At 61.7% G+C, this 14,023-nt stretch carries 10 protein-coding genes and 2 pseudogenes; 2 read left to right on the top strand and 10 right to left on the bottom strand.

Translation table 11 applies throughout. From position 1 onward, the window contains the following. Nucleotides 1-164 precede the first annotated feature (164 nt). The 3 genes and pseudogenes from J7655_RS13735 to J7655_RS13745 form a co-directional block, all read right to left on the bottom strand. The gene (locus tag J7655_RS13735; RefSeq protein ID WP_230924924.1) at nt 165-806 is read right to left on the bottom strand and encodes a Suppressor of fused protein (SUFU); all 642 of its coding nucleotides are present in this window, start codon (nt 804-806) and stop codon (nt 165-167) included. Nucleotides 807-978: 172 nt separating this feature from the next. Further along, nucleotides 979-1,724: pseudogene (locus J7655_RS13740) on the bottom strand (phytanoyl-CoA dioxygenase family protein). Nucleotides 1,725-1,752: 28 nt separating this feature from the next. Beyond that, a complete protein-coding gene (locus J7655_RS13745; RefSeq protein WP_230924925.1) occupies nt 1,753-3,408 on the bottom strand; it encodes a sensor domain-containing diguanylate cyclase in 1,656 nt (551 codons plus the stop codon). Nucleotides 3,409-3,723: 315 nt separating this feature from the next. Here J7655_RS13745 and J7655_RS13750 point away from each other — a divergent pair, with 315 nt between their 5' ends. Beyond that, entirely contained in the window at nt 3,724-5,784 is a 2,061-nt protein-coding gene (locus tag J7655_RS13750) for a TonB-dependent receptor (RefSeq protein ID WP_230924926.1), read from the top strand. Nucleotides 5,785-6,457: 673 nt separating this feature from the next. On the opposite strand, the gene J7655_RS13755 is transcribed toward J7655_RS13750, so the two are convergent. From J7655_RS13755 to J7655_RS13775, 5 genes and pseudogenes are all read right to left on the bottom strand, one after another. Next, complete coding sequence (locus tag J7655_RS13755; protein ID WP_230924927.1) at nt 6,458-7,597, bottom strand: acetyltransferase domain-containing protein; 1,140 nt, start codon at nt 7,595-7,597, stop codon at nt 6,458-6,460. Nucleotides 7,598-7,896: 299 nt separating this feature from the next. Continuing rightward, a complete protein-coding gene (locus J7655_RS13760; protein ID WP_230924928.1) occupies nt 7,897-8,466 on the bottom strand; it encodes a DUF1285 domain-containing protein in 570 nt (189 codons plus the stop codon). A 198-nt stretch (nt 8,467-8,664) separates the two neighbouring features. Further along, nucleotides 8,665-9,267 (bottom strand): DUF4823 domain-containing protein, encoded by a 603-nt coding sequence (locus J7655_RS13765; protein ID WP_230924929.1) that lies wholly within the window; start codon nt 9,265-9,267, stop codon nt 8,665-8,667. Between the two features lie 71 nt (nt 9,268-9,338). Beyond that, nucleotides 9,339-10,233 (bottom strand): annotated as a pseudogene (locus tag J7655_RS13770) (radical SAM protein). Between the two features lie 317 nt (nt 10,234-10,550). Next, complete coding sequence (locus J7655_RS13775; protein WP_230924930.1) at nt 10,551-11,174, bottom strand: TetR/AcrR family transcriptional regulator; 624 nt, start codon at nt 11,172-11,174, stop codon at nt 10,551-10,553. 75 nt (nt 11,175-11,249) lie between these two features. On the opposite strand from J7655_RS13775, the gene J7655_RS13780 reads away from it, so the two are divergent. Continuing rightward, nucleotides 11,250-12,383 (top strand): aminotransferase class V-fold PLP-dependent enzyme, encoded by a 1,134-nt coding sequence (locus tag J7655_RS13780; RefSeq protein ID WP_230924931.1) that lies wholly within the window; start codon nt 11,250-11,252, stop codon nt 12,381-12,383. A 306-nt stretch (nt 12,384-12,689) separates the two neighbouring features. Here J7655_RS13780 and J7655_RS13785 read toward each other — a convergent pair whose 3' ends face one another. Together J7655_RS13785 and J7655_RS13790 are read right to left on the bottom strand one after the other, a co-directional pair. Next, complete coding sequence (locus J7655_RS13785) at nt 12,690-13,472, bottom strand: TatD family hydrolase (protein ID WP_230924932.1); 783 nt, start codon at nt 13,470-13,472, stop codon at nt 12,690-12,692. Between the two features lie 113 nt (nt 13,473-13,585). After that, the gene (locus J7655_RS13790) at nt 13,586-13,942 is read right to left on the bottom strand and encodes a PilZ domain-containing protein (protein WP_003245164.1); all 357 of its coding nucleotides are present in this window, start codon (nt 13,940-13,942) and stop codon (nt 13,586-13,588) included. Nucleotides 13,943-14,023: the final 81 nt, after the last annotated feature.

The following is a 14,023-nucleotide window of genomic DNA, read 5'->3' on the forward strand; positions in this document are numbered from 1 at the left end:
AAGCGGGCCTGCCTGAAGCGGCCCGGATACGAAAACACTACTCGCGCGCAGACAGCGCCGCGCAGCCATGGCGACGATGATACATGCCGCCACGACTTCACAGCAGCCAACGACGATGGCCAGTCAGCGCACGCGCCTATACAGTCGCGGCACGGCATACAGGATCAGGACTCATGACCCGCGCAGAACGTATCCGGCTGTGGTCGGTATTGTCCGAGGTGTTCGTCGACAACCCGGTCGACTACAGCTTTATCGCCCGCCAGGTGGCAGGTTTTGATCGCATCACAGTGCAAGCTGCCTTGCTCGATCTGCCGGACGATGCCGCCAGCGTCGGCCACGGTAGCGGCCACATGTTCGATCAGCTCGAAAGCCCAACTGCCCTTCAGCGGGTCGACCTCGCCAGGTTTGCCACGGGCATGCTCGGGGATATCCGCGCTTTCCAGAAACAGCTCCATTTCGAAGCCGTTGCCCATGTCCTGCACATCGTCGAACGGATCGCACAGGCCTTCGGTCGCCAGGATGATGGCTTCGCCCCGGCGTACGATGCGGTACGCCTGGCGTGTCGAGGGCCACTGCGCACCACCGGAGAAGGCCGGGCTGATGAGGTACGTCAGCACATCGCGCTCAACGCTGCCGACGGTTTGCCAGTGTCGATCAAGGCATTCGCCAGTGGCCAGTCTGGCGACCAGGTTGGCGGCTGCGTTGGGGTCATCGCCTTCGGTCATGGGCATCGCGGAGGCCGGCGTTTGTTCGATCTCGGGGGCCGCTTTGGCTGAGAGTCCAAACAGTTTTTTCAGAAATTTCATGGGCGTTCCCTGCAGGTTTGCCTGGCATGCAGGCCAATGGGTGAATCAGTGGGCCACAGGTGTACACCGCCCCCGTCGAGACAGGCGGCAATCATCGCACGGCAACCTGCGCCATAACTGTTACCGGGGGCTCACTCAGTGCAGTGCTGGCCGCGAGTGCTGTGGCCTGACTTCAATGAAGTTCTGCACTTACGCCTGATGAAGTGCCAGCCAAGGCTTGAGCAGGCAAGCTCGGCGCGCAGCGACCCGCTCGAGGCCAGATGATGTTCGCGGGGTCGAAGCGCTCGCGGGTGTCCATCCGTACACCGCGCAGGGCCATGCTCTGCAGATGTGCCTCATACAGGCTCGCGGCGAAATAGCTGATCAGAATGCTGCGGCACCGCTGGGGTTGAGGCTGCCGGCATGCACCAGGTCGACATCGAATAGCAGGATGTCGCCCGCGCGGCCCGATAACTGAATGACAGCCGATTCATCGTCGAAATCGAACGCCGGCGAAGCTGCTTGCGGACGGTGGCTGCCGGGCACGAGGCGGGTCGCTCCATTGTCGGGGCCGTAGTCGTCGAAGTAAGCCATGGCGTTGGCGATATCCCCCGGTCGGCGCATGGAAAGATCGCGGTGCAGGCGCTGGTGACCACGCCCCGGCAGAGGCTCGCGGCCTTCCACTTGCGCCAGGAAGAAGACTTCGCCGATCAACGCCCCCACCGCCGCCAATACCTGCGGCAAACGGCACACCGCCTGCACGCTCGGATTGTCGTCCAGCAACGAGTGGCGGTAATCCATGCTGCGCGGTACGGGCCATTGGTCCGCTGGTTTGACGCCGGCATCGAACGCGCTGCGCAGGCCAGCGAGCCACTCGGGCGCAATGGCCTGGCGCAGCAGGACATAACCATCACGTTGCAGTCGCTGGCGTTCATCCATGAGTTCTGCCCTTCCTGGTGGCCGGGTTTCAGTGATGTTCGATGCGATTGCGCCCGCCGCGCTTGGCACAGTACAGGGCGATGTCACTGCGCGACAGGGCGGCCTCTACGTTGGCATCGCTGGCATCGAGCGAGGAGATGCCAACGCTGACCGCCAAAAAGATCGGCTCGCCTGCATGCGGGACGGGCGTGCGGGCCAGCTCGCTCTGGATGCGTGTGGCGAAGTGCATGGCCTTGTCCAGATTCGCTTCGCTGAGCACCACGGCGAACTCCTCGCCACCCAGGCGGCCAGCGGTGTCGGTCTTGCGCAGCTGACCTCTGAGAATGCCCGCAAAGTGACGCAAGGCCTGGTCGCCGACGTTGTGCCCCCAGCGGTCGTTGATGGCCTTGAAGTAGTCCAGGTCGAACATCAGAACCGCTGCACTCTGCCCGGGGTTACGTTGCAGGCGGGCCAGTTCCGCCTCGAGCTGCCGCATGAAGTGCCGGCGGTTAGCGAGCTGAGTGAGAAAGTCGGTGGTGGCAAAAGCCTGTAGCTCGGCCTCGATCTGTTTGCGCGTGGTTACATCAGTCATGAAGCCGTGCCAGATCACGCTGCCATCCTCTTCACGACGCGGACGGGCCTCCCCCAGGCACCAGATTTCCTGCCCCGCGACCTGTACGCGAAATTCCAGATGCCAGGGCGTCAGCTCTTCGGCCGACAGTTCGAAGGAGTCGATGAAGGCCATGCGGTCATCCGGATGGACAGCCTCTGTGAGCGTCCTGGCATCGGCCATCAGTTGCATTGCGCTGAGGCCACAGATGGCTTGTGCGCCAGCGCTGACGTAGGTGAAGGCCGACTCTCCATCGGCTTGCCTGCGGTACTGGAAGACCATGCCGGGAATTTCGGTGGTCAGATCGGTCATCAGGGCGGCGGTCTGCTGCACCTGCTCGGATAACCGTCGCATGGCGGTAATGTCGGTCGTGGTGCCAACCATGCGCAGTGGCTTACCCTGCCTGTCGCGCTCGACCACCTTGCCGCGACTGCACACCCATTTGTAGTGGCCGTCGCGGCAGCGCAGGCGGTGCTCGACTTCGTAGGCCGCCGTGCGCTGATCCAGATGCGCCTGGATGGTGGCCCGCACGTAATCGAGGTCAGCCGGATGCACACGGCCGTAGCTCTCTTCGATGCGGTTGCCAATCTCGTGGTCGGCATAGCCGAGCAGCGCCTTCCAGCTGCTGGAGTAATGAATCTCGCCAGTGCTGATGTTGCGATCCCAGATGCCGGTACCGCTGCCCGCGATGGCCAGCGCCATGCGCCGTTCACTGTCGCGCAGGGCGGCGATCTCATGCTGCTGAAAGGCCTGGTCTGCGACGCACGCCATCAGGTCGTGGGCCAGGTTGGCAAAATCCTGCAGTGCTTCACGCGCTCGGGCGTCAAGCTCGAGCGGCTGCTCGCGCACGAGGTACAGCGTGCCGAGCGACCTGCCCTCGTGTGTCGGCAATGGCCAGGCAAGCGTGCCGGCTTGGTCAATCGCCGTCCGTTGCCCATCGCTCAGCGCATGGCTGGCCCAGATGCGCCGCGATGCACCAGTGCCGGCACTCAGTACGGCGACCGCATGGAAATACCGGCCAAGCAGACGCAGCAGGCCTTCGAGCCGCTCATCGTTGGCGCTGCCGGGCGCATTGACTGAACACAGGGACTGCATAGTGATTCTGCCGGGATAGAAACGCGAAAGACGCCTGATATTGATACGCCATTGTCAGGCTGACGTCTAATCGTGCATGCAGCTTAAGCCTGTACCAGCAGGCCGTTGCCCAGCATGGTGGATCAGCAGGCACTTCAGGCAGTCACTCGCCAGCCTCACTACGCACGCTCCAGGCTGGTCGATCGCCCAATAATCGTTATGATATAACATCTTTATCGAGACCAACCCGCTACTGCCTGTCATGGGCGAAACGCTCTCTGGCCAGCCAACACAACCACCTCCCGACTCTCAGACAACGCAACATTAGGAATACCCATGAAAGCCACCTCGGCCTCCCTCGCCGTCATGACCGCCCTGGTCACGCCTCAGATTCACGCTGCCTCATCCGGCAACTCCACCGTTTCGCTCGGCTCGGTCTACGTCACCCCGGAGGCCAGCGGCACGCTGCGCACCGACAGCATCCTGACGTCAGTCGACATCATGGGCAGCGACAAGATCGAGGACAAAACCGTGATGAACAGCTGGGAGCTGGTAGGCCAGATGCCCGGCATCCAGCTGACCGAAACGCGCATGGGCGCCGAGTCGGGCAAGGTGACCTTCCGCGCCTTCAACGGTGAGGGTTACATCAATGGCATCAAAACCCTGATCGACGGCGTACCGAGTAACGTCAACAGCGGCAACCAGCGCTTCATCGACATGGTCTTCCCGCTGGACATCGACTACATCGAGGTGGTGCGCGGCACCAACGACCCGCGCTATGGCCTGCACAACATCGGCGGCAACATCAACTTCGTCACCCGCCAGGGCGGCAACTACACCGATGGCCGTCTGACCTACGGCAGCTTCAATACCCGCGAATTGCAGTTGGCGGTCGGCCACGAGGAAGGCAACTTCGCGCAAAACTACTTCCTGGCCAAGCAGGACTCCGACGGCTTCCGCGACCACAGCGACTCCAACAAGTATTCCCTGGGCGGCAAGTGGTTCGTCAGCGATGACGAGCAGACCATGAAGCTCGGCGTGGTCGCCCGCCTCTACCACCACGAGGCCGAGGAGCCGGGTTTTCTCACCGCCCGGCAATTGGCCGCCAGCCGCACCCAGTCGCCGGCGAAGAACGCCAACGACGGCGACGACCGCGACATGAAGCACCTCAGCGGGCATGCCGATTTCCAGCTCAGCGACGACCTGAGCCTGAGCCTGAGCAACAAGCTGTACTACAACAGCTACGACGATGACCGCACCGTGACCTTCACCGACTACCCGGACGGCAACGCCCCGCGCCAGCGCCGCCAATGGCAGGAGCGGCAGATCGGTGCGCTGAGCAACCTGACCTGGCGCGCCCACGACATGCTCACCCTCGATGGTGGCGTCAACTACGAGCAGCAGAACAACGGATACCGCCGTTATCGCTACAACTTCGGTATCCCCACCGACTTCGACGCGCCGCCGGCCCGCACGCAGAACGACGATAGCTACACCCTGTACAACACGGGTGCCTACGTCCAGGCGATCATCCAGCCCATCGAACAGCTGAAGATCATCCCGGCGTATCGGGTCGACACCTTCTCCGGCAATACCGAGCTGATGAACGGCGAGAAGGCCGAACTGCAAGACTATGGCTGGATCGAGCAGCCCAAGCTCAGTGTGGTGTACAGCCTCACCCCGGACGTGAACCTCTACGCCAACTGGGGCCGTACCTTCCAGATTCTTACCGGCTCCACCGCACCGGCCTACCTGACCGCAGGCCAGGCGGCGTACAAACCGTCGATCAACACCGGCAAGGAAGTGGGGGTGAAATTCAAGCCGTTCGCCGGTTCGGAAGCACGCATCGCCGTATGGCAGCAGGAAGCCACCGATGAAGTGGCCAACATGCCCAGCACCGGCACCACCGTCGGTTTGGGTGAAACCAAGCGTCGCGGCATCGACATGCAGCTCACCGCACAACTGAACGAGCAGTGGACGGTGTGGGGCTCGCACGCCATTCAGGAAGCCAAGGTCGTCAGCGCCTTCACCGCTGGTGGCCAGTCGCTGGCTGGCAAGGAAGTGTTCTCCACCCCGCGCTACATCAGCAATGCCGGGGTCGACTACCAGTTCAACGACGCCTGGCGCTTCGGCCTGTCGGCGCGCGCGCAGGGCGATTACTACATCGACGAGCTGAACGAGCAAGGCAAGTACGGCGGCTTCGCGGTGCTCGATGCCAACGTGCGCTATCAGGTTTCAGCCACCACCAGCCTCGACCTGCAGTTGAAGAACCTCACCGACCGTAAATACGAGTACGTATGGTTCGACAACTTCTTCTGGGCCGCTGGCGATGAACAACCGATGTTCTCCCCCGCGCCGGGCCGCTCGGCCTATGTGTCGGTGAACATGAAGCTGTAGCGCAACACAACCTGTAGGAGCCGGCTTGCCGGCGATCACGCCAGCCATCGCCCGCAAGCGGGCTCCTACAGGCATACCCTGCGAGTATGTATCCTGGGTTGAGCACAGCGAAAACCGGGATCGCCTTAATGGGTTTCGCCTTGCTCCACGCCTCCTGCGATGCTGTAGGAGCGGTGCCCCGCCGCGAATCTGGCCATCACGGCCTAGCAACATTTCGCCCCAAGGCGGGGCTCCCACACAAGATAGCGCTAGACGCTTCATTCGTAGCATGGCCACGACTCAGCAGTTAGCCTGGGTTGAGCACAGCGAAACCCGGGACCATCAGACGGGTTTCGCCTTGCTCCACGCCTCCTGCGATGCTGTAGGAGCGGCGCCCCGCCGCGAATCTGGCCAGCACGACCTCGCTACGTTTCGCCCCGAGGCGGGGCTCCCACACAAGACAGCGCTGGACGCTTCATTCGTGGCATGGCCACGACTCAGCAGTTAGCCTGGGTTAAGCACAGCGAAACACGGGACTATCAGACAGGTTTCGCCTTGCTCCACGCCTCCTGCGATGCTGTAGGAGCGGCGCCCCGCCGCGAATCTGGCCATCACGGCCTCGCAACATTTCGCCCCGAAGCGGGGCTCCCACACAAGATAGCGCTAGACGCTTCATTCGTGGCATGACCACGAATCAGAAATACTTCAACCAACGTATATCCCGACGCCGCGCCTTGAGCCGGGCGAACCATTGCGTAGGCGGGAACAACAGCACGGCCAGAGCCAAGGTCGCCGCCCAAATCCAGCCCATCGTCTCGAAACCGAAGTAATGTCCCTGGTTGGCGCCCCAGATGGCGAAAGCGGTGACATAGAGCAGCTTCAGCACATACAGGTGCAGCAGGTAGAAGAACATCGGCGCACTGCCGAACACCGCCAGCGTGCGCACCATGCGCCCGTCATTGCGGCGCTCGAAATAGGCCAGCAGCAATAAACCGATACCCAGCGTCAGCGCCAGGAACAGCAGCGACGGCGGGTATTTGGTGATGTTAAGTAGGCTCATCAGCGTCTGCAGTCCGCTCTCCCCGACCACCCAGGGCTTTTCACCGTAGCCATTGACCAAGCGCAGTACCACGAACAGCGCCAGCGCAGCGAAACCGCTACGACGCAGCCACTGCAAACGCTGCTCGGGCACGCTCGACCAGCGAAACCAGGGGCCGATCACATAGCCCAGGGCGATTACGCCGATCCACGGCAATACCGGATAAGAGGTGCGCAGCCGCAGCGATTCGGAAAACTCGATCCAGCCACGGTCATGCAACACCGCCCAAGGGATGTGCATGGTCGACTCGACTGGAAAGTGCAGCCCATCGAGCAGGTTATGCCCCGCCACCAGCGCCAGCCCCAGCACAGCCAGCAGCGTTCGCGGCAGCCACAGCAGCACGGAGAGCGCCAGCATGCTCAGGCCGATGGCCCAGATCACCTGCAGGTAGATCACCGTGGGCGGCAACTGAAAGGTCCAGGCGAAGTTGACCAGACTGAACTCCAGCACCACCAGAAACAGTCCGCGCTTGAACAGGAAGGCGCTGGTCGCCGCCCTGCTCATCTGTTTCTCGCCGTAGAGAAAGGCCGAGAGTCCGGTGAGCAGAATGAATACCGGCGCACACAGGTGCGCCAGCGTGCGGCTGAAAAACAACGCAGCTTCGGTAGCCGTCACGTCCATCGGATCCCCGACCTGCTGATGCAGGTAGAAGGTTTCGCGGACGTGATCGAGCAACATGAAGAGGATGACCAAGCCACGCAGGGCATCGATGGAGAGCAGACGATTGGAGGACATGAAAGGCTTCGCATAGCGCTATCAAATAAACGCAATACTATAACCTTTCACATAAAGCCCATGCACCTGCGCCTGAACCAGCGCTTAAACCCAGCACAGTGCAACAGCGCCGTAATAGCCATAAGCAACCACGCAGAAGAGGCTGCGTGATGAAACGCCCCTCACTGCCTCTTTGCACTGGCTGGAACCACTGGATTCGCAACCTGCTGACGCCATCGACTGAACCGAGGCAGATGAGCAACGCAGGTCGCGTCCGCAGGATGTACCGTGCGCACCGGCGCGACCTGAACATCGCCGGCTCAGGCCGGGGAAAGCCCGATGGGGTAGAACACTCCACTGCTCCAAACACCCAGCCAGGGCTCTCCGTCGATCTCGCGTTCCACCGCCAGCTCCACCAGCTGATAGAACACGTTGCGATGGATCAACGCATCGAGGTTATGCCGCACCCGAATGTAGGGCGAAGGTTCGAGTGTCGCAGGGTCGATCTCGACGCGAAGAGGATGCTCGGCGCCAGCCACCACTTCATCCTCGACGTTGGTGGTGAAACGCAGCACCTGCGCCTCGCCCTCACCGTCAACCTGCAGGGTCACCGCGACGAAGGGCGCGTCCTCGACCTGGATGCCGACCTTTTCCACCGGCGTGATCAGGAAGTAGTCGTCGCCGTCACGACGGATGATGGTGGAAAACAGCCGCACCATGGGTTTGCGGCCGATGGGCGTGCCCAGGTAGTACCAGGTACCATCGCGGGCGATACGCATATCGATATCGCCACAGAAATCCGGGTTCCACAGGTGCACAGGGGGCAGGCCCTTGCCTTCACTCTTGGGGATCTGCGCCAGCAGGTCGCCGGCCTTGCCTGGATCACTCATGCTCTGTCCTCGTCCACGTCACTGCCAGCCGAAAAGGATACACCGTGGCGCCTGTCGCGACTAAAGGGCCGCGCGCCTGAAATCGGGCTTCATCGCTGAACAGTGCTTGCGCCAGCCCGGAAGGGCATCATCCAGACGCAATGACCTTCCCGTACCGTCATCAGCACCGCACTGACGGCCGCGCGTTTTAGGGCGTTCTTAACGCCCGACGCCGATCAGGCTGCGTGCATAGTCGTGCAGGGGTGGGCCGATCAGATCCTGCGGCTGGGCATCGTAAAACGTCAGGAATCCGCCACGGCTGCGGATCCGTGCGGTGTCCACCAGAAAGCGGGTATTGGTTTCGATCAGCATCAACTGAATCGATGCCCGGTCGGTACCGAGACGATCCACAGCCTCCTGATCCTCCCATTCTTCCAGGGTGCCGATACGGTCGTCACTGTAGGCAAAGCGCGCATACAGCAGGTAATGCGCGCCAGCGCTGCGTGCTTCAGCCATGGCTTCATCCAGCCCTGACGGCTGACGTGCGCGGCGTACCAGCGGGAAGTATTCGACGAAGCCCTTGAAGGCCTCTTCGGCCACCACATTGGGGCGCGGATAACCGTGACCAGGCGGCACGAAATGGCCCTGGGCGATGTAGATGAAAGAGTCCTGCTGCAGACGCCGCGACGCCATGCGCTCGGTGCGGCCATGGTCGAGCACACCGGCATCGCGCAGATGATATTCGGCGCCGCTGGCCAGATCACTGACCTTCATGCAGCCAGCCAGCCCCAGCAGCGCCACCAGTAGAAGCAGGTTACGCATGAATCGATCCTCCTCGCCGGTGACGGAAATCCGGCGGACGAGAAGCAGATGCAGATTCTGCGCCAGCCAGGTCAAAGCCCACGCTGCCATTCCTGACGCAGGTTCGCCTGTTGCGGCCGCTCGATGGCACTGCGCACCTGAGCCAGAAGGCGTGCTTTATCACGCCCGAGGTTACCCTTGAGCACCAGATAATTGGAGGCATGGTCGCTGCGAAACACCGTTTGCTGCAGTTCGAGCCCCTGCAGCAGACGCTCGACTTCAGTGAACAACTGCAGTGGCGTCAGCGGCTGGTAATCGGCGAACTGCTGGCGAAAACGTGCCTCACCCATGGGGAAACTGACCACCAGCGTAGACAGATATTCGGGCTGAGCCTCGTTCATCAATCGTGCCGAATTATCCGCATGCTGAGCGCTGAGCGCCTGGCCGCCGAGCCCATTGAGAATCATCACCGAGCGGGTGATCCCGGCCTGACCGAGCTTGTCCAGAGCACTGAGGCTGGAATCGAAGGTTTCCCCCTTGTTGACCCGCGCCAGCACTTCATCGTCGCCCGACTCGCAGCCGACATAGGCCATTTTCAACCCGGCATCGGCCAGTTCCTTGAGCTCACCCACCGATTTTTTGCGCAGGTTGCGCGGCAGGCAGTAGCTGGAAACTCGACGAACCTCGGGCATGTATTCGCGAATGGCTTGCAGAATCGTCAGCAGGCGCCGGGTCGGCAAGACCAGCGCATCACCATCGGCAAGAAAGACACGGTTGACGATCAACTGCTCACCGGCGCGACGGATCTCCTCCAGCACGAGCGCCTCGTCGCGGGCGCGGAATTTCTTCTGCGGCGCGGTGTACATCTCATCAGAAGGTGCACTGGTTCCAGGAGCAACCGTTGGTAACCGGCAGAATCAGCGACTGTGCCTCGCTTGGCGGACGAAACACTGGCTCGATATAAGCAATGGGAAAGGTGGCGGGCATGGCTAGGAACGCTCGGTTGATTGACGCAGCGGCAGTGTAGCCGTGCCAAACATGACTGCCGAGCCACTGAGCTTCAACACCTTGACCGCATCGGTTTGCGCTGAGGCCTGGCGCAGCGAAGCCCTGCTTCAGCGCATTGATGCTGAAGATGGGCTAAAGCCCACTTGCTGGAGGTGGACCGAAACGTTCATCAGCCTTAGCGTGGTGTTTCAGAAGTACCACTCATATTTTTCGGCCTAACGCCTCGGCTGCACGGCCGACGCGTGCGCTATCGTCATGCCGGCCACGGCGTAGTGTAGCGGCCGACATGTCTGGCATCAGGCGTCGCGCTTGCGCTTGTTACCCATGCGCACGCCGATGTCCATGAGAAACTGGAAGAAGCCTTCCTGATCCTCGAGCACATTGCTCCAGAACGGCGAGTGATACAGCGCCACGGCGCCATGCACCAGCGCCCAGGCGGCGCAATAGTGGAAGTACGGAGGCACATCTTCCAGCTTGCCTTCAGCGATACGGCCCTTGATCAGCTGGGTCAGGCGCTCGAAGTTGGAGGCACGGATCTTGTGCAGTTGCTCGACCAGTTCCGGCACCTGATTACCCTTGACCACCTTCTCTTCCAGGCGGTCGAACAGGCGATAACGCTGCGGATCGCGCATGCGGAATTCGAAGTACGCACGCGACAGCGCTTCCTTGTCCCGATCCACGTCGGCCGAATGCAGCAGCTCGTTGAGATCGCGCTCGTAGTCGAGCATCAGGCGCAGGTAAATCTCCGCCTTGGACTTGAAGTGCTTGTAGATAGTGCCTTTGCCGATACCGACCGCATCAGCGATCATCTCGACGGTCACACTGTCTTCTCCCTGCTCGAGGAAGAGTTTCAGCGCGGTATCGAGAATTTCTTGCTCGCGGCGACGGAATTCGCGGACCTTACGGGGTTCTTTCTGCATAAAGGGACTACGGGGTCAAAAATCGAAGCCGACTATTATGCCCAAATGCGGCCAAATTGCACGGATCATCCGACCATGTACGTGTTTCATGATGAGTTTCCCCAGGAAAACGGACTGCGCTACCTGAACCACGCAGCGGTCGCTCCCTGGCCAAAACGCAGTGCTGAAGCGGTGCGGAGGTTCTCCGAGGTGAACGTGAGCAGTGGCGCACGTGACTATTCGGACTGGCTGAAACTGGAGCGCTGCCTGCGCGAACGCCTGACGCGCCTGATGAACGCACCCAGCACCGGCGATATCGCACTGGTCAAGAATACATCCGAAGCACTGTCCTTCGTGGCCTTCGGCCTGGACTGGCGAGCCGGCGACCAGGTGATCATCAGCGATGAGGAATTTCCGTCCAACCGCATCGTCTGGCTGGCACTGGCGGCCCAGGGTGTGGAGGTGGTCGAAGTCAGCCTCAAGGGCGATGACCCGGAGGCTGCTCTGCTCGCCGCCTTCACCCCGCGAACACGCCTGCTGTCGATCAGCGCCGTGCAGTTCGCCAGCGGCCTGCGCCTGGATCTGCCGCGTCTCGGCCGCGGTTGCCGCCAGCATGGCGTGCTGTTCTGCATCGATGCCATCCAGCAACTGGGCGCCCTGCCCTTCGATGTCCAGGCCTATGACTGCGACTTCGCCATGGCCGACGGCCACAAGTGGATGCTCGGCCCGGAAGGGCTGGGCGTATTCTATTGCCGCAGTGCGGTACGCGATCAGCTGAAACTGCATGAGTATGGCTGGCACATGCTCGAGCACGCCGGCGATTACACCCGTCGGGACTGGCAACCGGCCCGCAGTGCGCGGCGCTTCGAATGCGGCAGCCCGAACATGCTCGGCGCTTTCGCCCTGGAGGCGAGTTTGTCGTTGCTCGAAGACGTGGGTATGGAGCGGGTCGGCGCCTTGCTGGAGGAACGGATTCAGCGCCTCGACGACGGCATTCGCGCATTACCCGGTGCGGTGATTCATAGCCCGCTCGACCCGGCGCGCCGTGCCGGCATCCTCAACTTCAGCCTGGCAGGCTGGGACAACGCTGCGCTGTATCAACGTCTGCGCGAGGAACAGGTGATCTGCGTGCAACGCGGACCAGGCGTGCGCCTGTCACCACATTTTTACACCCGCGAGCAGGTGATCGAGGAAACGCTGAGCCTGCTAACCCAGCTGGCAAAAGGGTGAGGACTCAGCAGCGTCCGCAGTATTCCAAATCCGTTTAAAAAACTCAGGCTTTGGCCTGGACGCTCGCTGATCATGACCAATACTGGAACTTACTGGTGTGCGGCATCTCCCCCCAAGTGCCCCGCCAGCCAAGGTACCGTGGACCGCGTACCTTGATTTACTCCTAATGGTCTTAACCCGGATTCATCCCCCAGAGTCCGGGTTTTTTTTGCCTGGTCTGATGACAGAAGTGCGAACCGTAGCCCGGATGCAATCCGGGAAATGGTTACCGACGCCCCCGAACTACATCCGGGCCACGCCATGCTTTCAGGCCACACCCGCCAGCGGGAACAGACGCTTGAAGTTGTTCGAGGTCTGCTCGGCCAGCGCTTCGTAACTCACCCCACGCAGCACCGCCAGGTATTCGGCCACTTCGCGCACGTATTGCGGCAGGTTGGGCTTGCCGCGATGCGGCACGGGCGCCAGGTAAGGCGAATCGGTTTCGACCAGCAGACGGTCAGCCGGCACCTGACGCGCCACGTCGCGCAACGCCTCGGCATTGCGGAAGGTGACGATGCCGGACAACGAGATATAGAAGCCGATATCCAGCGCGGCCTTGGCCATTTCCCAGTCTTCGGTGAAGCAATGCAGCACCCCGGCCTGCGGCAGCGCCGCTTCACGCAACAACGCCAGGGTGTCGGCGCGGGCCTCGCGGGTATGCACGATTACCGGCTTGCCGGTGATACGCGCCGCCTCCAGGTGCAGACGGAAAGAGGCCTGCTGCAGCGCAGCGGACTCCGGCTCGTAGTGGTAATCCAGACCGGTTTCACCAATGGCCACCACCTTCGGGTGCGCCAGCTCACCGAGTAGCCAGTCCAGCGCAGGCTCGGCGCCTGGTTCCAGATCCAGTGGATGCACGCCTACCGAGCAATCTACATCCGCATAGCGCTCGGCCAGCCCCTTGACCGTGGCGGCGTTGTCGGCGCTGACACCGATGCACAGAAAATGGCCGACGCCAGCGGCGCGCGCCGCATCCAGGGCAGCATCCAGCGAGCCGCCATGGGCAGCGAGGTCGAGACGATCAAGGTGGCAATGGGAGTCGATCAGCACAGCGGGAGAACTCGGGCAAAGGGAAAGCCCGAATTGTAATCGAAAGCGGCCGATGCCTGGACGCTCTGGGGACGATACTACGGCCGCGAAGGCGGTAAGCTCGCGGCCAGCAGTTACATGGTGTGAGTCGGGCGGTCGGACTTCAGCGCGCCAGCGAGGTAGGTTTCGATCTTGTTGCGCGCGGTGTTGTCGCCGTCGTTGAACTGCACGCCGACACCGGCAGCGCGGTTGCCCTGGGCACCTTTCGGGGTGATCCACACCACCTTGCCGGCCACCGGGATTTTCTCCGGCTCATCCATCAGGTTGAGCAACATGAACACTTCGTCACCGAGCTTGTAGCTCTTGTTGGTGGGAATGAAGAGCCCGCCGTTCTTGATGAAAGGCATGTAGGCCGCGTACAGCACGGACTTGTCCTTGATGGTCAGGGACAGAATTCCGTTACGGGGCCCCAGATTGGGTGGCAAGCTCATCAGCACATTCCTAGCATTTATTGCTTAATGGCTGATTCTAGGGCTTGTTCATGCTCATGCGCAAACCACCGAGCGGCATGC

The sequence above is a fragment of the Pseudomonas wenzhouensis genome, assembly GCF_021029445.1.
Classification (GTDB): Bacteria; Pseudomonadota; Gammaproteobacteria; order Pseudomonadales; family Pseudomonadaceae; genus Aquipseudomonas; species Aquipseudomonas wenzhouensis.